The sequence below is a fragment of the Rothia mucilaginosa genome, assembly GCF_001061665.1.
In the GTDB taxonomy this organism is placed as follows: domain Bacteria; phylum Actinomycetota; class Actinomycetes; order Actinomycetales; family Micrococcaceae; genus Rothia; species Rothia mucilaginosa_A.
In genome coordinates, this window is record NZ_JVSP01000007.1 from 147,210 (window position 1) to 169,333 (window position 22,124).

Genomic DNA, 22,124 nt, shown 5'->3' on the forward strand with positions numbered 1-22,124 from the left:
ACCCGCTTATCAACTGGTCCGCATACTTATGACATGATTTTCGGTACTTTTGGGAACTAGTTTTTGCGCTATTGGTCGTTGGGTTCCGGATTGACATGAACGGGATTAGCACGCATCTGAAGATCTTTATTTGCCGTTCAGAATAAGAACTTCGGAAGCTGCGCGAAACAGGGCGGGAAATTATTTACGCGTAAATATTCACTTGAGGGGCGGGCGGGTCCACTACCCAGAAGAGACCATTCATGGAACGGCGCGCGCCCACCGACCGTATGCGCACAAGCCGACCGTATGCGCACAAGCCGCGCACCGGGGTCGATCGCGAAAATCACCCCGGGTAGCCTTTCGAGCAAATATGCAGTATCCACAGAATTTAAGATATTTAGATAACAAAAACGCATTATTCGAATATTTATGTCATCTTAAATGGCATATATTGAGCATTAGTTCACTATGGGTTTACCTATAGGCATGACTCTCTATTTTCTTGACCGCGCCAAAACCTCCGCAGAACGCCCCTACCCTCGCGTCGTGCGGGTCGAAGGTGAACCGGGTAGGGCCGAAAGCATGACGCTGGCCCGGGCAGAAAAACGCCTGGAGCACGATTTGGCCGCCGCTCTACAAGAACAAATCGCAAGCGGTAAGAAGCATCTGAGCCTGCCTACACGGGGCGAACGCTCCAGAGAAGAGGAAAATACCACCGGTGCGGGCAACAGCGGGCGGGCCATCAGCCTTCTCTGCGTTCTGCGCGGCCCGGACGCCGGCAAGTCCTTCCCGATTCTCCGCGGGGACACCACGCTGGGCAGGTCCCCGCGCGGACGACGAGGAAAAGCCGGGCACGTGCATCTGCGAGACCCCTTCCTACGAGGGGTTCACGGAACCTTCCACGCCGATAGCTCGGGTGTGCTGTGGCGCCTGGTGAATACTCCCGCGCGTAAAATCCGGAGAACTCGGGACGATGGGGCACGGCCGGTTGTCTGGGACGAGCCCTTCCTTCTGGGATCGTCCCTTTGCGTTCTTCGAGACCCCGGCGTTTCAGGCCCGATTCCTTCCAACCGTGCGGCGTCTTCCGTTTCCAAGGGCGGTGCCGACAAGCTTCAGGGTTCCCTAGTGGACTCCCCCGACGGCAATCCGTTTGAACCCGTCACGGTCAACCCGGCCCAGCCTCGAAAGCTCAAGCAGATTCTACTCAGCGTTTGCCTGCCGATTCTCGTGGGTCTGGCCATTGCGCTGCTGACCGGGCTGTGGTTTCTGCTTCTCATGTCGGCGGCCTCTTCCCTGCTCATGCTCCTGCACTTCTTTGGAAGCCGAGCCGAAAACCGTGCGGGCCGCGCAATGACCCGCACGGCGGCCGAACGAGAGGAGCAACGGGCCTTGAATCTACCCACCGCCGCGGATCTGGCGTTCGCCGCAACCTCCCCCGCCCCTCTCGCGTTCCCCGCTCACCCCGGCATCGTGCTCGGATGCGGCCCTCGGCTGCCCTACCTGCGTGGACGTAACCTTACGCTCGCCTCACTACCCAGGCTCCAGAGGGCACCCCACTACGTTCCCTTGCCCGCCGGTGCGCTCGGGCACCTTCTTTCGCTCGACGAGGGGCACCTGCGCGCCTATCTCGTTCAGCTGGTCGCCGGTTATCCGGGAAGTATCTCAATCCTGCTCGGCCCTCCTGCGAGCGCCGAACAGGAGCGAATCAACGCGCTCCTGCAAACTCTCGCCGTGGTGCCCCGGGTTAGCGTGTACTCTCAGCGCTCCGAGACCGCCCCCGAGGAAAGGCAGGCTCTTCACGATGCCCTGCACGACGAACTTTCCGCGCAGACCCCTCCCCTGTTGATTATGTCGGAGGACGCGTGCGATATTTACGCTCCGCTCGTGCGCACGCTCCAGGCTGAGACGGCGGCCGTCGAAGCCGCAACACGGAATGGCTCGCGGGCTCCCAAAGAGCCGAGGGGTGCATCGGTAGCTCTGTGCATCGTCGCCGATCCGAAGGATGGTACGCGATCGTCATCCGGTCGTACCGTCTGCGAGTCTCTCTTCGCCGCGGGGTGGCTCGAGTGCGTCAGCGAGGGTAGCCACCGTCATTCCATCCGCTATGCGGCACGGCACTACTCGAAGCCTCCGGAGCAGCCCAGCGAAGGAGTAGTACAGGTGCACCCCCTCCTCCTCGATGACCTATGCCTGCACGCCGATGGGCTGAGCGTCGAGGCATTTATCCAAGCTCTAGACCACCTCTATCTAGTTGAGGAGGGGCCGAGGACGGGCAAGATCAGCGACGCGCAGGTGCACCAATTCGCGCATCGGTTCTCCTCCCTATCGGAGGCGAAAAATGGCAGGGGCGAAGGCGGGATTGACCTCTCCGCCGAGGGACTCAAGGAACGGTGGTCGAAGGGGCTTTACGCCGAAGACATCCGCTGCTACCTGGGAGTTTCGCAGGCGGGCTCGTTTTCGCTCGGCCTTTCGGAACACGGGCCCCACTGGCTGCTTGGCGGCACCACCGGTGCCGGCAAATCCCAGCTGCTACGTTCCCTGGTGCTGAGCGCCGCCCTGGCCTACCCGCCCGAGCGTCTCGGGTTGATTCTGGTGGATTTTAAGGGTTCCGCGGGCCTGGGCCCCCTCGCCGAGCTGCCCCATACTCTGAGCATCTTGAGCAATTTCGATGTTTCCGCGGTTGAGCGCGCCCTAGAGTTCTTGAGGGCAGACGTCCGTCGAAGGGAAACCAATCTACAGGCTGCCGGGGTCAATTCTTACCGCGACTATTTGGCGGGTTGCCGGGCGCAAGGTGTACTCCCCCGTTACCCCGAGCTGCTCATTGTCGTTGATGAGTTCCGCATGCTGATTGATTCCATGCCCGATGCGATGACGGAGCTCATGCGCATCGCAACGATTGGCCGCTCCCTGGGGCTGCACCTGATTCTTGCTACGCAGCGTCCCCAGGGCACGATTTCACAGGATATCCGCGCCAATATCGCCACGAGTATCTGCCTGCGCGTGGCCAGCGCACAAGATTCCTACAACCTGTTGGAGCACGAAGCGGCCGCCTATATCTCGGCTGCTCAGCCCGGGGCCGGGTACGTTCGTCTGCCGGATGGACGTTCCCTCTCGTTCCGCGCTCCTCTCACGGACCGAGTTCCCTCCGAGGTGCAGGCGATTCCTCCGAAGATCTTTTCGCTCGAGCCCGAAGGTTGGAGGTGCATCAACGTTACGGAGGAATCGCCGAGAGAAGGCTACGGAGAGGATGAGTGCCTCACCCGGTCTATTAGAGAAACCTTCCGCGCCGTAGCGGGGTCTCACGGCGCCTCATATCTGCACGGTGCTCCCGGCACCGAGCCCCGCAAGGGTAAGCAGGAAGAGTACTGCCCCATCCCCGAGGAGCTTCCCGAATCTCTATCCCTGTCACTTCCGGCCGAGGAGACGGAGCGAGGGAACCGGTATCTGCTGGGAGAACTGGAGATTGCCCGCTACGGTGTTCGTGGCCGGTACAGGTGGAACGGCGGACAAACGCTGGGGCTTCTGGCGCAGAGCGCGGAACGTATACCGTTTCTTCTGGGCCTGCTCGCCCAGGCGATATCCGCCAACGTCCCAGTGGTTCTGCTGACCTCCGATGGCTCCCTCCAGCGGGACTTGGAGCCCTATGCTCCGTTCCTTGAGGTGCTCGTGGGGCCGCAAGAACTCCAGCATCTGCGTTTCTGCCTTGAGGAGCTGAGAGAACAGCGCCTGCACGCCGAAAGCGAGGGACACCGCCCACTCATCATCGTGGACGGCTTGGACGGATGGTTGGATGCGCTCATCCGCCATCCTGATACGGAGCATCTACTCTACGATGTACTCTCGCAAGGCTACCGGCGCGGCTACTCGGTGCTGTTCACCTCTGCACTGAGCCCGAGGGGACGCTTCGGCACGGTCGCGCACTCCACTCTGCTGAGCCGCCGCTTCCTTGATACCGACCTGATGCGTTCGGCCAGCCGCGACTACCCGGTCCCGTCCCAGGGTCACTACTGTGTCGAGGGGAGCATCAACGAGGGGTTTATCGGGGATCAGCCGCTTACCGCCTCGGTGTTGGCACCGTGCACGCTATCCCTCCGAGACTTTGAGATGTATACCCGCTCATCTGCGAGCACATCCGCTCAGACAGGCGCCCTGTTACGCCAGTTCCCGGAGTATTTCCGCATGCCTGCGGAGGAGTATATTCGCGTAGCTCAAAAGACCTGCAACCCTCGGGGCGAGCAGCTTCTCGTGGGTTTCAACCGCCGCCGTCTACCCGTGTGGCTGAGCGCCGGGCAGGGAAGCATCATTCCCGTTCCGGGTGCCCGGTCGACGGGTAAGAGCACGCTACTCGAGAGCGTCCGCCAGCTCAACCCGCATCTGGAGGCGCTCTGCATCGAGGGAGGCAATAGTTCCAGGCCGTTCACGGAGGAAATGGTACGTTCCCTGCTGAGCGATGTGAAGCATCCCGCCCAGACTCTGCTACTCGTCGATGATTTGCAGTACCTTTCGGCCGGAGTGCAGAACGTTCTGCTGGAGCGCCGCGGGTCCTTCCGCGCGGTCTTCGTGACCTACACACCCTGGCCGAGGCGGGCCTCCTCCCCGCTGCTTTCGGCGCTTATGGGATGCTCGCGTGCGATTCTGCTCGCGCCCGCAACCCTGGCGGAGGCCGATATCTGCACCGTTACGGCGCTTCCGGCGGATCGTTTCACGCGAGGCGAGCAACCGGCCGGGCGCGCGGTAGCGGTGGACGGCAGCTCCGTTGAAGCGATACAGGTTCCGCTACCGAGGGTCCTCGACGCTCATCCCATTGCGTAGAGACAATCCGGAGATAGCCTAGCGACGGCGGCCGATACGCTTGGCTTCCTCACCGCGTTCCTCGGTGACGGCTTCGATGTAGCGGCGGCTACTGGGCATCAGGACGAAGATGAAGGCTACCGCCGCGCCGATAACGCCCGCCACGGTCTGAGGGTTGAATCCATTAATGCTTACGCCGTAGGCGCTCACGCTCTGCACTAGCGTGCTTGCAGTGACCCACAGGGCGCAGAGGGTAATCAGGATCATGGGCAGGCGCGAGCCGTAACGTCCGCGGTAGAAACGCAGGGCGTAAAAGGTCATGCCCGCGGCGATGAGCACTTGAAGTACGCCGCCGACCACGCCCTGGGCGGGCTCTCCATTAGAAAGGAGGAAGGGGTAGAGGATACCGCGAATCAGAATGTATGCCGCGAAGGTTTCGGTCAGAACGAATGCGTAGAGGACGTTGAACGGGCGTGACGTCACGGTGGGCTCCTCACAGGTGGTGTCGTTGGCAGGCCGAGGGGTATTCAGCCTGATGCGCTTGTAGTTTAGCGGCTGGGCACTTCCCCCGCACACTTGTTTGCGCGCGGGGTGCCTGCATTTGTGCAGGGGCTCGCCGCCTCGTCATCGGTGCGGTTCGTCGGGTGAAGTACCGCTTTATATTATGCCCGAGGCGCCACTCCCCTGCGGGGCGGCTCCCCGGTTGTGAGATGACTCAGCGAGGGATTGTGTCACCATGCGATTCTCCAACCGGACAATTAGACAAAGGCTCCCCTTAGTGATAGATGCCTCAGTGTAATACTTCAAGTTTTTAGCTTAAAGCACTTGTCACATTAGCCCCGACGTGCGAAAGTTGATAAGTCAAATTTCACCCTAACTTGGGGCGCACACCCCAACGGTGGGCCTATTTGGCACGCGCACAGGAATAATAAACAGCATCTCGCTTCGGCGGGACTGCACATAGAGAAGGAGGTCCACCGTGGATTGGCGTAGTCGTGCAGCTTGTTTGGACAAGGACCCGGAGCTGTTCTTCCCCGTTGGAAACACCGGACCCGCCCTGTTGCAGATTGAAGAGGCTAAGACCGTCTGCCGCTCTTGCGAGGTTATTGACGTCTGCCTGAAGTGGGCCATCGAGACCGGCCAGGACTCCGGCGTGTGGGGTGGCACCAGTGAAGACGAGCGTCGCGCCATGAAGCGTCGCGCAGCTCGTGCCCGCCGTGCATCCTAACTTCCGGAGTATTCAATAGGGCATTAAAAGCGTGGTGCAGTGACTTATCGGTCACTGCACCACGCTTTTGCTATACCCGAGGCAACGATAAACCCGGCCGCGGAACCCCAAAATCAAGGTCCCGCGGCCGGGTTTTCTCTTCGCTTTAGATGAGGAGCGCCGTAATAACCACTCGGGTACCGGTCGGTTCGTTAGCCTCCCAACGGATTGAGCCGTTGAGCTCGCTCGCCACCAGGGTGCGCACAATCTGCATGCCCAGGCCTTCCTTACCGCTGACCGGGCGGTAGGCGTTCGGACCGGACTCCTCGATCTTCTTATCGCCCATGCCCTTGCCGTCATCGGTAATAATGACGGTCAGGGTGTCCTCACCCTCGTCATTGGTGCCGCGAATACCCTCGAGCGTCACGGTTCCGGTTTCTCCGTCGAGTCCGTGCTCCACGGCGTTGGCGACGACCTCGTTAATCACCAGCGCCAAGGGTGTCGCGAACTGGCTAGGCAGGGCACCAAAGGATCCCAGCAGCTTGGTCGTCACGTGCTGGCCGGGGGAGGCAAGCTCGGCGGCCAGGTGGAACTGACGCTCGATAAGCTCGTCAAAGTCGACGTTCTGAGTCAGACCCTGCGAGAGAGCCTCGTGCACGGTGGCAATCGTGGCGACACGACGCATCGCCTGTTCCAAGCCCTGACGCGCCTCATCGGAGGTCATGCGACGGGACTGCAAGCGCAGCAGAGCGGACACCGTCTGCAGGTTGTTCTTCACGCGGTGGTGAATCTCGCGGATGGTTGCATCCTTGGTCATGAGCTCCATCTCGCGACGGCGCAGCTCGGTGACGTCGCGGCAGAGAATCAGGGCGCCCAGGCGCTCGATGTGCGCACCCTTCTGCTTGAGCAGGGGGATGGCGCGCATCGTCACACGGGCTCGGGCGATGGTCAGCTCGGTACGCAGGTCGCTACGGCCGGCCAGGACCAGCTGCAGGGTCTCGTCCGCCTCCTCGCCGGAGGAAAGCATCGCACGGGTCACGTCTGCCAGGTTACGCTTCTCAAGGTAACCGGTCATGCCCATCCGGGTGTACATCGAGTTGGCGTTGGGGGAAGCAACGACCACGCGACCGGTCGGGTCGAGCACGATAATGCCGTCAATCGCGCGGGGATTGCCCTGCGTGCGGCTGCCCTGCGCCAGAGGGTCGGGCCACAAGCCGCTGTGCAACATGGTCATCATGGTGTCGGTGACGAACTCGTAGACCTCTTCGCTCAGGCTGGGATAGGTGTGAGGAGTGGCAACGCGATGGCTGGTGAGCAGGGCAATAGTACGGTTATTGCGCACAATCGGCACGAAGGTGATGTTCACCTCCGGGCGGTATCCCAGCCCCTCTCCCCTGGCCGGGTCGGTATAGGTGCTGATCTCCTGGGTCGTCCAGGCACGGTAGGCCTCGTCGCGGATGCCGTCTTCCATGTCGTGGTCAATGATGTCGTGGTGGAAGAGGGTGCGGACGTTGGAGGGGCGCACATGTGCAAATGCTGCGAAGGTACTGGTTTCGCGGGGACCGGAAACGGCATCCGGGGAGGTGCCGTCGGCAACCACGTAGTCGGTGGGGAACCAGAGGACAAGGTCGCTCTGGGCAATATCAGAGATAATCTGCCATTCCCCCATGATGAGGTGAACGCGTTCAATATCGCCAGGGCCGAAGTCGCAGGCGCTCAGAATTCCTTCTGCAAAAGACATGTTTGTGTGCTTCCCGTAAGTTCAGGTATCTTCAACCATTTTATGCGGTTGCCCGCCCGAGTCCATTTCGGGCGGTAATATTTCGGTCAGTGTAACGAGCTTGTCTGAGAGATTGCCTGAAATCAGCGCTGCGGCGCTCCACGCTTAAAGAAACGGATAGAAGAGCGAGAAGTTAGCCGCTCCTAAGTCTCAGAATTTCCCCGAATATTACATTGCTCAGGGCGAATCGTTCTCACGCTACGTACCCCACCAAAATATACCCGATGCATCGCGTCCAGTGCGCCCGAACGGGGCCGACCGGTCGCGAGGCACCGGGTATATCTATTGGGGCCAAAACCTACCAATGTTAGAAGCAATAAGACCGTATTAGAAGGGGCCTCAGCCTACGGGCCGTACCGCGTACATTCCCTCCAGCATCGCATCGAATGCCTGCACCATCGCGTGTCGAGGCGCGACCTCCAGGAGGGCCTCCCCGTTACGGCGCAGGCGATCCATGATCTTCCGCTCGTATGGAATCACCCCGTCCAGGGGAACGGAGAGGTAGCGGGACCAGTTATCGCGCATCTTTGCCTCTGGGTTGAAGCCCGCCGCCTCACGCCGGGAACGGTTGAGCCAGTACTGCACGCTCGTGCCGGGAGCCATGAGGTCCGACCGCTCCTGCACCTCGCGGGCCAGGTTGATGAGGCGAGGCAGACCCACCACGTCAGCCTCCCCCACGACAATCACGCGATCGGACTCCGCCAGGGCGGTGAGGGTCGCGGCGTTACGGCGGGGCGCGGGTCCGTCAAAGGTGAGTTCCTCGTCCACCTCGATGGGCGCGGCCACATCGCAGATGACGATATCGTAGTGGAGCTTGAGCCAGCCCAGCACCTCGCTAAAGGCACGGGCACGCACCTCCGGCCAGCGAGAGGATGAAGTAATCCCGCTCAGAAAATCGAAGAATCCCTGCTTGAGCGGAACCCGTTCCATGATTGCTCCGGCCTTCTTCTCGTCGAGCTGCGCGCGGTCAGCGTCCGAGCAGATAATGGCCAAGCCCGATCCTGCGTCTTCCAACGCCATGAGCGCGTCGAGGCTGGGTGCGTAGGTATCCGCATCGATCAGGCATACACTCTGCCCCTTCTGCGCGGCCAGCGCCGCAAGGTTGAACGCGATGGTGCTTCGGCCGGGTGCGCCGTGGGTGCCCCAAACGGTCAGAATCTTGCCGATGCGGTGCCCGGGCTGGTAACGGGCCGGGGCTTCGGGGGTCGGGGTGATGTCCGGATGCAGGGGCTGGCTGTCGCCATTTTCTTCCTCGAATCGGCGGGCGTATTCGCTACCGGGTGCGAGCCCATCGACGATGGCGGCAGCCCGGGTCAGCACGGATTCTTCGTCGCCCGGGATTGCCGGCGCCTCGGGGTTCTGCGCCACGGGGTCGAATGAGGAAGGCACGGCCCCCTCGGGGGTATTGCGGCCGTAGGAATCCGCGGGAAATTCGGGAGACTGAGCCCCGTATGCGGGGTCGTAACCGTACGCCCCGGCTGAGAGGCCCGGCAAGGAGTAGTCGGCGTGTCCGGTCCCGATATCGTAGCCGTAGCCCACCGCGTTCTGGCCCGCCGCGTCGTAACCGTACCCGGAGGGATCCATCGTCAGGGTGTTTCCGGGTAGCGTGCCGGATGCCGTGTGCTGCACACCGTACGCACCGCGAGGCCGAGCCAAGGCCGCATCCACGGCCCGTTCGATGGAGCCAAGGATTTCTTCCAGCGCAGCCTCGGTGCGGATGCGGTGGGCCTCGACCGGTAGCGGCAGGTTCTCGGGCGCGATGACGGCGAGCAGAACCTCGGATTGGGCGAGAGAGTCAACGGTGGATGCGCTCAACTCTGAGGGAACGCGAGCGCAGAGTAGTGCCCTGGCGATGCCGGTGTGGGCCATGCCGAGAGCCTCGCTGAAGTCCTGAACGGTACGGGCGACCGAGATACGACCGTGCTGAGTTTCGATACCGTTCAGGAGCGTGCCGTCATCGCCGTAGAGGATGACCGGGATATTCATTCGCCCTCCCCGTAGGTTCCGGGAATGAGGCTGAGTTTCGAGTCGCTATTGCTCTCCTGTACGAGCGCCGCGATGGCTTCTTCCTTCACCCACAATTGCACGGTGGCCTTACCGTTCGCGCCCAGCACGCCCTCGTCTACCGTGATGGCGGCAATCTCGGCGTTGGTCACGATGGCGTGAGCGCCAGACGGGTTGCTCTCGGCGGGTTCCTGTCGTTTGGTGTCCTGGTTACGGGGCCCGGAGGTCCACACATCTACGCGTTCCCCCGTCTTTAGCGTGGCCGCTGCGGTTCGATCGATGGTGATGGTGGCGAGCCGACGCCCGGAGGGGGTTTCGGTGCCGATAGCTTCCCTACTGATGAGGTTTCCGGCGGGGATGCGCTGCGTTGCAATTTTTCCCTGCATTAGGGCGGTATCGGCTCGGGTGAAGTACTTATCGCTGGCAGCGTCAATATTGGCTTCCACCCGGGCGAGCTTATCGTCGGTAATTTTCTCACCCATGCGGATTTCTGTCTTGGCGGTATAGTACTCGGTTTTGTGGTTGTTCGCCTGCACGTAGAGCTGGACGCCCGTCATAGAGACGAGGACCAGGAGAATCCCCAGAATGAATCTCCAGTCTTTAATGGTGGGCCTTTTGAGGCGTTTGGCGTGCGGTTCGGTGAGGGTAGAACGCTTCGTCGCGTTCTGTCGTGTACGCATGTGGGTTGTGCCTTTCGGTACGGAAGTTCGGCGGGCCGCCGAGCCGTTGTATTCAACTAACCGATGAGCGAGTGAGTTGTTAGATGTTCCTATAAGCGCTATAGGGACTAACCCTAACAGGATATTTCATTTAGTGTATTCACTCAACAAGAACGCATTTTATGAAATGCTCGCAAACCTACCCTCATTTTCAGACACGATTCGATAATATTTCGGGCAGTATAAGGCTTTTGCGAGCAATTTTTACCTCAGTGTCATATACTGAAGGTACTCAATAGATGTTCGATGAGAACTCTCAATGTAGTGTCGCGATTCCGTGACACTGGGGCCCAAGATTCCACATATGGAAAGGATAGATTCATGTCTGCACCTCGTTTCCTCACCCTGAGCGATGTCGCTGAGGAACTGCAGGTTTCGCTTTCGCAGGTGCGTGCTCTGGTGCGTAGCGGCGAGTTGCCCGCAATCCAGATTGGCGGCCGCAATCAGTGGCGCATCGAACGTTCTCGTTTCGAGGAGTACATTACCGAGCGTCACGAGCAGACCCTGGAGGCTATTGCTTCCGGTAAGCTGACTGCCAAGGCGAAGGCCGAGTAATACAACATAGTTTTACCCAAGACGCTCTGCCAGGTGTCTGCAAGGGCCCGTCCCCTTTCATGAGGGAACGGGCCCTTGTTCTATTCTCCGGACGACTATTTTTATCTTTCAGAATCATTCAGAGTCACTGCAAAGCTACCGTGAAATACGTGCAATAACGGCGCTTATACGCGCCAGCGGAATAATTCTGACACCCGCGCCGGGCGCCCGCACCTCACGGGGCCCGCGCGAATAGGATCCCCGCTCGTAGATGCGAGGATACTGTCCCCCGTTGAGAAGACGGAGCTCCAAAAAATCTGCCCCTACTCGCTCGATCACCCCGTCGTAGCTGACGGTTCCACCCTCGAGGGAGAGGCGGACCGGTTCGCGCGCCACGCCCAACGATCGCAGGGCGAGCTGCAGCTTCATGCGATACCTTCCTGGGCGAATTTCTGCACGGCCGGGCGCTCGACCGCCCTCCCACCAGAGCATACCTCGTAGGGGAATGAGGATGCTCTCACCGTGGGATTCAAGGTTAATCCATTCCTCCCCCACCATATCGAGGTTCCCCTCGTAGACCTGCATATCTGTCGCGCAGACCCGGACGGGGCCACCTTTTTGGGCCAGGAGGCGATCGTCGAGGGTGATGGTGGAGTATTGCACGCGCGCAACCTGGCGGGCGTCTTGTTCGAGCTCCCAGGCTCGCTCGGAGGCCAGTCGGGATTCTATATCTCGGAGGAATTTTTCCATGCTCATGATTTGACCCTACCGGATACTCGGGACTCTCGGGTCAAAACAGACTCTAATGACACGATGTGACAAAAAACTACCCCCAATATCCCTCAATAAAGCAAAAAAACTAAAATTTTCATGTGTTTTAATGCATTTTGCTACATCTAGATAGGAGTATAGGGTATAAATAGAGTACAAACAGGGTTACCAAACGTACTCTTTGGAGGTCATCGTGGACCAAACATCACAATACGCGCACGGTGTACGCAGCGACGAGCCCCGTTCCGAAGCGCTCCGTCCCGAGGCGCGGGCCAGCCGCCAAGACATCTTTCTGTTCACGGCTCCCCCGGTACTCTCGGCGCTTGTGCTGGCTGCCCTCTGCGTCCACCTGCCGCGCATCCCTTCAGCCCACCCGCTCACCGATGCGGTGCTCCTCTGCGCGGGGATATCAGCTGTACTCATCACCCTCTGGTGGATTGTCAGCTTCGTCTGCGCCCTTCACGAGGCCCGAACCGCCCACAGGGTCACTAACCCTCTGGAACCTCGTTTGCCGAGAACGCCGCGCATTTTCCGCCCGCTCTTCATGCGTCGCATCGTTCTGACGCTGGGCGGCACGGCCATCGGGCTTGGGGCGGTCTTCGCCCCGGCACACGCCGCCGAGGCGAGTCACACCCCCGCGCCGACCGCGCCGACCGCGCCGACCACCTCGTTGATGGCCCCGGATGCGTGCTCAGCCGGGTACAGTACCGACGGTTCATCGGTCGCGTACCAGACGGAACCGACCGATGCGGGAAACACCACCAATGCAGAGATTCCCCTCGCCCCAAACACTACCGAATCCACCGGGTCACTCCAGGATCGCAGCCCATTCTTCGCGCCCTCGCACGAAGCCCGAGGCACCTATGCCTACACGGTACGCGCCGGAGATACTCTCTGGTCCATCGCCGCCGAACAGCTGGGCGAAGGCACCGATGCCTCCGTTATTTACGATTACACCCTCGATATCTACAGCGCCAACCGCGAGGCGCTGGGGCAGAACGCCGATCTGCTGTACGAGGGGCAGGTACTCCAGATTCCCGAGCAGCCGCTACAGACTTTCCGTCGCTAACCGGTTATTTTCCTCTACATCATTTCAGAAAGGAACCCGTCATGGGCTTCACGCCTCTTCTTCCTCCGCTCCCCCGCCGCACTCCGGCGCTCCGCACGTTCCCTCCCCCGAAGGTGAGCACGCCGACTCCAGGTTCCGTTCCGGAGCCTTCGCAAAAGCTTGCGCAGGCACCCGGAACCCTCGCCCTTGTGCAGGCCCGAGGCTTCGATTCCCCAGTATCGATTGTTCCTCTCCCCCGCTATGAGCAGAGCTCCTCGCACCGAACGGCACCTCCTCGGGCTGGTCGCCCGCTTCGCCCCGTGGACGCCATCTCCCGCCAAATTGAGGGGCGTTGCGCGGGCGTGGCCATCGCCTATCTCGAAATCATGGCTGCCCGACGCTCGCGCCAGCAGCTCGCTCAGTGGGTTTCGGCGGATTGCTTTCACCGCCTGCTACCGCGTTTTCCCAAGAATCCTCGTCAGGTTCCCGCCGGGCAGGCCCTCTCGATGCCTCCGGCGCTCCTTCGGGTCCGCGCACAGCGGGTCAACCCCAAGCTCTACGAGGCGGTTGCTCTGTTCCGATGCGGTCAGGGTATCAGGGTGGTTACCCTGCAGGTTCGGGAACTGCACGGTACCTGGCTTGTTACTTCCATCGAGCAGCCGCAGAATCGGCCGGGCGCAAATTAGCGGGCTCTGCCCCGAGGAAGAACGAACCCCACGATCTCAGCCTGCCCTAAACATATAAACACGCGGAGAGGGTGCGAACCCAGTGATGGATTCGCACCCTCTCCGTTCGTTTCGGGGTTTATACCGCGACTACTTCTTCTGAGACTTCTTCTGAGAACGCTCCACGTGCACCTGAGTGTGGCCGTCCTCGTCGGGGGCCGAGTACTGCAGGAACTTCGGACGCGAGGGCTCAGCCAGGCGCACGGCGGAAGCCTGAGTGCGCTGCTTGGACAGGTCCAGGTTGTACAGGTAGGTCACGGTCTCCTCGCGAACAGCGTCGAGCATCGACTGGTACATGTCGTAGCCCTCACGCTGGTATTCAACCAGCGGGTCACGCTGGGCCATTGCACGCAGACCGATACCTTCCTTGAGGTACTCCATCTCGTACAGGTGCTCGGGCCAGCGCTGACCGATGACCGAGAGCATCACGCGGCGTTCAATCTCACGCATGCTCTCTTCGCCGACGCTCTCCTCACGCTCGTCGTACACGACGTGAGCGTCCGCAAGGACTTCCTTCACGATCTGGTCGCGGGTAATCTTGGTGCGATCGCCTGCGTCCTCAGCTAGGTCATCCACGGTAATGGAGATGGGGTACACCTGCTTGAGGGCGTTCCAAAGCTCCTCGAAATCCCAGTCCTCGGCGTGCCCCTCGGAGACGCGTGCGTCGATGATGGAGGTCAGCACCTCGTCCACGAAACCGGAAATCTGTTCCTTCAGGTCGTCACCGTGCAGAATACGGCTACGATCCTTGTAGATGGCCTCGCGCTGGCGGTTGAGCACATCGTCATACTTGAGCACGTTCTTACGTTGCTCGGCGTTACGGCCCTCAACGTTGGCCTGCGCGGTGGCAATGGCACGGCTGACAATCTTGGAGTCCAGTGCGGAGTCCTCGGGGGCAGCGGCCATGAGGCGGGTCGCCATGCCGGTGTTGAACAGACGCATGAGCTCATCGGTCAGCGACAGGTAGAAGCGGGACTCGCCCGGATCGCCCTGACGACCGGAACGACCGCGCAGCTGGTTGTCGATACGGCGGGACTCGTGGCGCTCGGTACCAAGCACGTACAGACCACCGAGCTCGGTGACCTCCTCGTGCTCTGCTTCTGCGGCGTCCTCGCACTCCTTGAGAACTTCGGGCCAGCGGGCCTCATACGCCTCGGAGTTGGTGTTCGGGTCCAGGCCCAGCTGACGCATCTTCTCGACGGCCTCGAACTCGGGGTTGCCGCCGAGCATGATGTCGGTACCGCGACCGGCCATGTTAGTCGCCACGGTAACGGCGCCCTTACGACCCGCCTGAGCCACAATCGCGGCCTCACGCTCGTTGTTCTTCGCGTTCAGCACCTCGTGACGCACGCCGGCCTTCGCCAACTGGCGGGACAGGTACTCGGAGTTCTCCACGCTGGCGGTACCGACCAGAATCGGCTGGCCCTTCTCGTGGCGTTCCTTAATGTCCTTGACGACGGCCTTGAACTTGGCAATCTCGTCGCGGTACACCTTATCGGGGTTATCGACGCGCTGCACGCCCTTGTTGGTGGGAATCGGCACGACACCCAGGTTGTAGGTGTTCATGAACTCGGCGGCTTCGGTCTCTGCGGTACCCGTCATGCCCGAAAGCTTGTCGTACATGCGGAAGTAGTTCTGCAGGGTCACGGTCGCCATGGTCTGGTTCTCAGGCTTGATCTCGACGCCTTCCTTCGCCTCAATCGCCTGGTGGATGCCGTCGTTGTAACGGCGGCCCGGCAGAATACGGCCGGTGTGCTCGTCCACGATCAGAACCTCGCCGTCGATGACCACGTAGTCCTTGTTGTTGGTGAACAGCTCCTTCGCCTTAATGGCGTTGTTCAGGAAGCCAATCAGCGGAGTGTTCTTGGATTCGTAGAGGTTCTTCACACCCAGGTGGTCTTCCACCTTATCGATACCGGGCTCGAGGATACCGACGGTGCGCTTCTTCTCGTCCACCTCGTAGTCTTCATCGCGCTTGAGCATCGTTGCGGCGATGCGCGCGAACTCTGCATACCAGCGGTTTGCCTCGCCAGCGGCGGGGCCGGAAATAATCAGAGGGGTACGCGCCTCATCAATCAGGATGGAGTCCACCTCATCGATAATGGCGAAGTTGTGGCCGCGCTGAACCTGCTCCTCCACGGTCCAGGCCATGTTGTCGCGCAGGTAGTCGAAGCCAAACTCGTTGTTCGTACCGTAGGTGATGTCCGCGGCATACTGCTTGCGGCGCTCGTCGGGCTCCATCGAGGAGAGAATCACGCCGCATTCCATACCCAGGAAACGGAACACGCGGCCCATGAGGTTCGCCTGGTACTCGGCCAGGTAGTCGTTCACGGTCACGATGTGCACGCCCTTGCCGCTCAGAGCGTTCAGGTATGCGGGCAGGGTCGCGACGAGGGTCTTGCCCTCACCGGTCTTCATTTCGGCAATGTTACCCAGGTGCAGCGCTGCGCCGCCCATAATCTGGACGTCGTAGTGACGCTTGCCCAGGGTACGCTTGGATGCTTCGCGAACCACCGCGAAGGCCTCCGGCAGCAGGATGTCGAGGGACTCGCCGTCCTTGACGCGCTCACGGAACTTATCGGTTTCCGCTCGCAGCTCCTCATCGGTCATGGATGCGAAGCTGTCCTCGAGCGAGTTCACCGCCTTCGTGTACGCCTCGAGCTGTCGCAGAACCCTCTTATCGCCGGTTCGGAGGATTTTCTCCAAGAAAGATGCCACTGAGCTTCTACTCCTTGATTGTCTCGGTGCCCTCACCAAGGGCGCGCGAGAGTGCGCGCGGTGAGGCCTTCCTACATATTGTATGGCAGAGCCGCCTAATTCGCCCGTCCGAGCTCTTTTTTACGCTCTGCGCTCGGACCGTGAGCCATCAGCCTGGCGGCATCGTCCCCGTGCGCGGGGCACGCGAAAGCCCGGGCCCCGTAGCGGACAACCCGGCAATAATGCGTATTACCTTGCGTCCTTCGGGACCCGGGCCTTCCCGGGGTGAGAGGTTGCGGCTTACACCAGCACCTCACAGAAGATTTCTCAACGGGTATGAACCGTTACTCCCTGCCCGTCCGTTATTCGTCGGTCAGGGTGATGATGCCGTAGCTCCAGCCCTTACGGCGGTATGCCGCAGCCGGGGCACCGGTCTCGCTGTCAATGTACAGGTAGAAATCGTGGCCCACCAGCTCCATGCGGTCAACTGCCTCTGCAGCGGTCAGGCGCTCGCCCTTGAAGCTCTTGTGACGAATCTCGATGGGAGATGCGGCTTCGTCGGCCAGGGTGACCTCGCTGTTGTCGAAGGCGGCTTCTTCCACCGGAATATCCGGCAGCAGAATCTCGGTAATCGCCTCGCTCACAACGGGAATCGAGCCGGTAGCGTCAGCCACAGATACCGGGTGCTTGCCACCGCGCTTAGCCAGCTTGCGGCGGTCACGTGCACGGCGCAGACGCTCCAGGAGCTTGCCGTAGGTTTCATCGAAGACCGCGAACTTATCGTTGCCCTGAGCCTCAGAACGAAGGACCGGGCCGGTACCGACCACGGTAATCTCAACGCGGATGGACTCGCCACCGAGGTGACCGTCCTTGCTGAACTTGACGTCGATGTCCTTCACGTTATCACCGAGCTGGGCGAACTTCTGAACCTTCTCGTTCACGTATTCTTCCAGGCGTTCGGTGACCTTGATATTGCGGCCGTAGATGTTGACTTCCACGATCATTCCCTCCAGGTTGGGGGTTTATACCGCGTCCGGCTGGACCCGGTACGGGGGTTCGACCTCGATGCCGTTCCCTTGCCTATATTCTAATACGAATGGATGCCATACATCACTATATGTGACAAATATTCGCCTACATTACTCTCTATTTATCAATAGTCAGAACAATCTGCAGACCCATTCACAGAAAAGGCGCATCTCACGGATTAGGTACTAGAGCGAGGCCTTCTTCGGTACGGAGGCTACGGCACACACGCCCAGCACCACGGAACCTGCCTCACGCAGAGCACGGACCATCTCCGCGGCCGTTGCGCCGGTCGTCACCACATCATCGCAGATGATGCACAGCCGCCCCTCAACCAGGGCCGGCTCCAGAACGCGCAGGGCCCCGTGCATCCGCTCGGAACGAGCCACCGCGGTCAGGGTCTTCTGTTCCTCTCCCCCGGAGGCGCCGCCCAGACGCCCGGTCAGGGCCCCCACAACGCTACCGAGACTTCCCCCGGCACTCCCGGATGGGCTGGAGGTGTACCCCATGATGTCCAGGGGCATCACCCTCAGGCCGGCGGGAAGGCGCCCCTTCAACCGTTGGGACGCCTCACGGGCCAGGAGCGAGGCCGGGGCGTAGCCTCGTCGACGCACGCTCGCGGGTGAGGATGGGGCGGGAATCAGCAGGACCTCGCTTTTGGCGGCACCGGACGCGGGATTCCGAACGAGCTCCCCTCGGTGCGCGCGCAACAACTCGTACACGCAACGAGCCAGGGCCTCCCCCATCAACGGCACAAGATCGGTCCGCCCCGCGTTCTTCATCCCCAGGACAACCCGGGGCACAATCCCGTCATAGCGCGAAGCCGCCACGGTTTCCGGAACGTCCTGCACCGGATGCACCCGCTCGACCCTCACGCAGGCGCGCTCCCAGCGGTTCAGGCACCCATCGCAGAGCGCGGGCCCCGAGCCGTACGGCAACACTGCGGAACAGCAGGAACACGACCGCGGCAGGAGCAACTCACCGAGTGATCCCCACGCGCTCTCCACCCAGCGCACGGGGTGCTCCGAACCACGCACGTGCTTCCGGCCTGGGGCCCGCTCAGAATTCAAACCACGCTGTTGGGAATTCATGCAAGCGCCCTAACCGGCGTAGCTAATCTCGTGCAGAAGGGTATCCAAGCGGGTCCAGCCGCGTTCCTCCAGCACATAGCAGGAACCATCGGAGCGGTGGGCAATGATGTTGGAGGTATTATCGGCCGTCGACACGCTCATCACGCCGTCCAGACGATCCAGCTTCGTCTCCTCACCGCTCAGCGAGATTACCTCGGATTCACCGTTCTTCACGTTCACCACTACGACGTTCTGATCGCCAGCCCATCGCGCGCTACGGGGCACCACCGAGGAGCTAAGACGCACCATCTCGGTCAGGTTGAGGGGTTTACCCGTATCATCACGCACCACACCCGAAATAATCACGGCCGACGCGCCCTCCGTGGAGGCTACAATCGCAATGCGCGCGCTATCGTGTGACACGTTGATGCTGGTGAAGCTCAGGTTGCGCGGCCACGACATACCGATATCGACCCCGCGCTCGCGTTCCTGAGCGTCCTCGGAGCTCGGCTTGAAGGCACGCACCGTACCCTCGGCATCGGCGGTCCACACCCAACCGTACGCGTCAAAGGTCGGGGCGGTCAGATTCGAGCCCTGCCACACTCGGCGGGCGGTCCCCTGGTACACCGTGTACAGGCTGCCTGCATCGTTCGCCAGGCAGGCAAACATATCGCCCGAGTAGCTCATCGCAGGGGCGCTCAGCTGGCTGACACCGCGCAGGAGCATCTGCTCGCCCGAGGCGCTCATGTAGTTATCTCGGGCCACCATCTGCCCGTTCGCGGTGATGGCCACGGTACGGTCGGGGACCGAAAGCGTCAGCGGTACGGGCATGTACCCGTTCGGAGTCTGCTCGGGAATGAGGGTGCCGTTGTAGTACACCTCGGTCTTCTCCAGACCGGAGAAGTTGCTGAGCCCGTGAACAATCTGCTCGCGGATACGCGCCAGGCGAGAATCATCCAGACGCTCACCCGTCAGGCGCACCGTGGCGTCCTGGTTATTGACGAGGCGTGCCTCGTCCAAGGTCATAGAGTCGGTCAGGGCGGAGAAGGCGACACCCTTCAGGTAGGATGCAGGGCCGGACATCAACATGCGCACCAAAAGTTCAAAGTAGTTCTCGATGTGCGGGAACCACCGGATATCGGGCACGGCGTAGCGGAAGGCTCGATCGTAAAAATACAGGCGGTAGGGACTAAACACCCGCTCAAATTCGCTGCCGTCAAGCCACAGCCCATCGGGGCAGGAGCTAATACGCCACTGGTTGTCTTCCTTGACCAGCTTGAAGTCCTGGGTCTCGGTCTGCGCCTCGGGGAAGGTGCTCGTCAGGCCCTGGCTGTTCACCGTAGCGGTCTGCTGGAAGCGCACATGGTAGGTACTCTCCGCCGAGTTAGAAGAAGAGATTCCCTCGTCGGCCTGGGCTTGAATCGTGTTGCGGTACACGCGAGTCGTGCCGAGGGGATTCCAATGCTGGTTATACGAGGAGCTCAGGTACTGGCGGGCCACAGCGTAGTTCTCGATGCTGTCGACTCCAGCACGGACAAAGCCTTCGATAATGGCCTCGGGGGTAGCACCGGCCAACGGGCCGGGCGCACGCGCCGGGGAGGTCTTCGAATCCTTCGCTCCCAGAGTGCTACTGTGCTGCGTCACGTGGTCATTCGAGGGAAGACCGGCACAGGAGCTAAGGAGCGCCGCCAGCGAGGCGACGCCCGCAGAGAGCGCAACGCGCCGAGAGAAAACAGCGCCCTGGGACATAGGGGTTAGACCTTCCTCTAGAACAGTGACGTTATGGCCGTCGCTCCCGTAGAAGTAACAGCGGAGTGAAAATATACGTTCCTCGATTGTACTGGCTAGGTACCTCGTGCACGCAATGTGACGAGGCACATTATGCGTGCGAATCATCCATGGATTCCCTTTGATCGCCAGAAAAACATCGCGCCTCGTCGGGGTGGGAACACTCCCCCCGAAAAAGGCATGCCCTTGACGGTTTGGGTAGGGTTAGGAAGCTACCCTTCCTCACCCTCCGCGGTGTCCTTCTTCTGCCGCGGATCGATCGAGGGCAGGGTATCCTGCGCAATCGCGGGACGGTTAGTCGACGCTTCCGGTTCGCCGGTCGCCAGAACCGGGGACTCCCCGAGCGGAGCGCCGTGAACCAGCGGAAGGTTCATCGTAAAGCAGGCGCCGCGGCCCTTCTCGCCCCATGCCTCAAGCGTGCCTCCGTGCAGGCGCACATCCTCAGCCGCAATCGACAGGCCCAAGCCGGTACCGCCCAGGGTGCGCTTACGCGAGGTATCGGCACGCCAGAAACGGTTGAAGACCTGAACAGCTTCGTCCTCGGACAGGCCGATACCGTGGTCGCGCACGGCGATGCCCAGGTTCGTGGCGTTCGCATCGACATACACATCAATCGGTCGGGATTCGCCGTGCTCAATCGCGTTATACAGCAGGTTGCGCAGCACACGCTCAATACGCACACGGTCCATATCGACCATGATGCTCTCGTGGTTCGTGTGCACGTTCAACTTCGTGTTCGTCCGCTCCAGGTGCGGCAGAGCCTCCTGCAGAATATTCGACAGCACCTGGATGAAGTCCTCGGTATCAATCGTCAGCATTGCACTACCGGCATCGAAGCGCGAAATCTCGAGCAGGTCGGCCAGCATCGACTGGAAGCGGTCCACCTGACCGTGTAGAAGCTCCACGCTTCGCACCTGCATCGGGGTCATGTTCTCACGCGAGTCGTAAAGCAGCTCGGTGCCCAGACGCACCGTGGACAGCGGGGTGCGCAACTCGTGCGACACGTCCGAGACGAAGCGCTGCTGCAGGGTCGACAGGCGCTCCAGCTGAACAATCTTCTCCTGCAGAGAATCGGCCATGCGGTTGAAGGAAATACCCAAACGCGCGGCCTGGTCCTCGCCCTTAACCGACACGCGCTGGTCCAAATCACCGGCGGCCAGACGCTCCGCCGTGATGGCGGTCTGCGTAATCGGGCGCACCACGAAGCGGGTCACGAACCACACCACGGACAGCACCACGGTCAGCAGGGCGCAGAAACCGCCGAACAGCACGAAGTTAATGTGCGCAATCGTCTCGGACGAATCGGTCATGTCGTACACGGTGAACAGACCGTAGTTAGGATTCTGCGCGATAGAAACGTGCGTACCCACGATAAGCACGGGGTAGGTGCGTTCGCGGTTATTCTCAAACGTTGTAATAGTGGAGGTCTGCCAATACACGCCGTCCCTATCGCGAACGGTGTTCTTGAAATCCGTGGGGATGCTCGACGAATTCAGGGACTTATCGCTACTCTGCTCGGGGATAAAACCCTGCTTACCTTGCCCCTCCAGCGGCACAAGGATCCAGCTACGTTTGCCGGATGCGCCGGCGTCCAAGACCGTCAGGGTACGGCTCACGTTACGACGAATCTCGCTGTCGCTTCGCATCTCGGAGGATTTCAGCACGCTCTGCACGTTACGGAAACCGCTGATCGACTCCTGAAGTGCCTGCGACTTCTGGTTCTCGAACAGGCTCGTTGCAATCTGGCTCGACAGGGACCAGCCCACCGCCAAGAAGCTCAGGAACATGAGCACGCCGGCGGTTGCCAATGCACGGAACTGAAGGGATTCACGCCAGAGCCTGCGCATCCGCTGCGGAATGTTTCGGCGCGGCTTGCGATTCTCCCGCGCCCGAGGGGTTCGGGTACGCGAAGAGGCGGAGGCAACCGCCTCCGCCGCCAAAGCGCCGTGCTTACGGCGCGACTTCGCAACAGACAATCAGGT

At 60.9% G+C, this 22,124-nt stretch carries 15 protein-coding genes; 5 read left to right on the forward strand and 10 right to left on the reverse strand.

Annotated elements, in window-relative coordinates; translation table 11 throughout:
- Nucleotides 1-468 precede the first annotated feature (468 nt).
- Nucleotides 469-4,794 (forward strand): FtsK/SpoIIIE domain-containing protein, encoded by a 4,326-nt coding sequence (locus ADJ95_RS05430; protein WP_239662796.1) that lies wholly within the window; start codon nucleotides 469-471, stop codon nucleotides 4,792-4,794.
- Nucleotides 4,795-4,812: 18 nt separating this feature from the next.
- Here the strand turns inward: ADJ95_RS05430 and ADJ95_RS05435 are convergent, their stop codons facing one another.
- Nucleotides 4,813-5,256 carry a hypothetical protein gene (locus ADJ95_RS05435; protein WP_049333329.1) on the reverse strand — a complete coding sequence of 148 codons (444 nt, stop codon included), beginning with the start codon at nucleotides 5,254-5,256 and terminating at the stop codon, nucleotides 4,813-4,815.
- Between the two features lie 496 nt (nucleotides 5,257-5,752).
- Here ADJ95_RS05435 and ADJ95_RS05440 point away from each other — a divergent pair, with 496 nt between their 5' ends.
- Nucleotides 5,753-6,001: a WhiB family transcriptional regulator gene (locus ADJ95_RS05440; RefSeq protein ID WP_004005030.1), complete on the forward strand. Its 249-nt coding sequence runs from the start codon at nucleotides 5,753-5,755 to the stop codon at nucleotides 5,999-6,001.
- Between the two features lie 145 nt (nucleotides 6,002-6,146).
- Here ADJ95_RS05440 and ADJ95_RS05445 read toward each other — a convergent pair whose 3' ends face one another.
- The 3 genes from ADJ95_RS05445 to ADJ95_RS05455 form a co-directional block, all read right to left on the reverse strand.
- Nucleotides 6,147-7,721: a sensor histidine kinase gene (locus ADJ95_RS05445; protein WP_049333333.1), complete on the reverse strand. Its 1,575-nt coding sequence runs from the start codon at nucleotides 7,719-7,721 to the stop codon at nucleotides 6,147-6,149.
- A 378-nt stretch (nucleotides 7,722-8,099) separates the two neighbouring features.
- A complete protein-coding gene (locus ADJ95_RS05450; RefSeq protein WP_049333335.1) occupies nucleotides 8,100-9,746 on the reverse strand; it encodes an AAA family ATPase in 1,647 nt (548 codons plus the stop codon).
- On the reverse strand, nucleotides 9,743-10,444 hold the full coding sequence (locus tag ADJ95_RS05455; RefSeq protein WP_049333337.1) for an SAF domain-containing protein: 702 nt from the start codon (nucleotides 10,442-10,444) through the stop codon (nucleotides 9,743-9,745). The genes ADJ95_RS05450 and ADJ95_RS05455 overlap by 4 nt, the downstream gene beginning before the upstream one ends.
- Before the next feature lie 360 nt (nucleotides 10,445-10,804).
- On the opposite strand from ADJ95_RS05455, the gene ADJ95_RS05460 reads away from it, so the two are divergent.
- Nucleotides 10,805-11,038 carry a helix-turn-helix domain-containing protein gene (locus ADJ95_RS05460; protein WP_049333339.1) on the forward strand — a complete coding sequence of 78 codons (234 nt, stop codon included), beginning with the start codon at nucleotides 10,805-10,807 and terminating at the stop codon, nucleotides 11,036-11,038.
- 135 nt (nucleotides 11,039-11,173) lie between these two features.
- Here the strand turns inward: ADJ95_RS05460 and ADJ95_RS05465 are convergent, their stop codons facing one another.
- A complete protein-coding gene (locus ADJ95_RS05465) occupies nucleotides 11,174-11,773 on the reverse strand; it encodes a hypothetical protein (protein ID WP_049333341.1) in 600 nt (199 codons plus the stop codon).
- A gap of 208 nt (nucleotides 11,774-11,981) precedes the next feature.
- Between ADJ95_RS05465 and ADJ95_RS05470 the strand changes: the two genes are divergently transcribed.
- Nucleotides 11,982-12,857: a LysM peptidoglycan-binding domain-containing protein gene (locus ADJ95_RS05470; protein WP_053088811.1), complete on the forward strand. Its 876-nt coding sequence runs from the start codon at nucleotides 11,982-11,984 to the stop codon at nucleotides 12,855-12,857.
- Nucleotides 12,858-12,898: 41 nt separating this feature from the next.
- Nucleotides 12,899-13,522: an Rv3235 family protein gene (locus ADJ95_RS05475; RefSeq protein ID WP_053088812.1), complete on the forward strand. Its 624-nt coding sequence runs from the start codon at nucleotides 12,899-12,901 to the stop codon at nucleotides 13,520-13,522.
- A 129-nt stretch (nucleotides 13,523-13,651) separates the two neighbouring features.
- Here the strand turns inward: ADJ95_RS05475 and secA are convergent, their stop codons facing one another.
- The 5 genes from secA to mtrB all read right to left on the reverse strand — a co-directional run bounded on the left by secA (nucleotide 13,652) and on the right by mtrB (nucleotide 22,118).
- The gene (secA, locus tag ADJ95_RS05480; RefSeq protein ID WP_049333342.1) at nucleotides 13,652-16,279 is read right to left on the reverse strand and encodes a preprotein translocase subunit SecA; all 2,628 of its coding nucleotides are present in this window, start codon (nucleotides 16,277-16,279) and stop codon (nucleotides 13,652-13,654) included.
- 341 nt (nucleotides 16,280-16,620) lie between these two features.
- A complete protein-coding gene (hpf, locus tag ADJ95_RS05485; protein ID WP_049333383.1) occupies nucleotides 16,621-17,256 on the reverse strand; it encodes a ribosome hibernation-promoting factor, HPF/YfiA family in 636 nt (211 codons plus the stop codon).
- A gap of 216 nt (nucleotides 17,257-17,472) precedes the next feature.
- Nucleotides 17,473-18,159, reverse strand: coding sequence for a ComF family protein (locus ADJ95_RS05490; RefSeq protein WP_160310628.1), 687 nt, complete (start codon nucleotides 18,157-18,159; stop codon nucleotides 17,473-17,475).
- Nucleotides 18,160-18,384: 225 nt separating this feature from the next.
- Nucleotides 18,385-20,103 (reverse strand): LpqB family beta-propeller domain-containing protein, encoded by a 1,719-nt coding sequence (locus ADJ95_RS05495; protein ID WP_049333344.1) that lies wholly within the window; start codon nucleotides 20,101-20,103, stop codon nucleotides 18,385-18,387.
- A gap of 251 nt (nucleotides 20,104-20,354) precedes the next feature.
- Nucleotides 20,355-22,118 (reverse strand): MtrAB system histidine kinase MtrB, encoded by a 1,764-nt coding sequence (mtrB, locus tag ADJ95_RS05500; protein WP_049333345.1) that lies wholly within the window; start codon nucleotides 22,116-22,118, stop codon nucleotides 20,355-20,357.
- Nucleotides 22,119-22,124 lie beyond the last annotated feature (6 nt).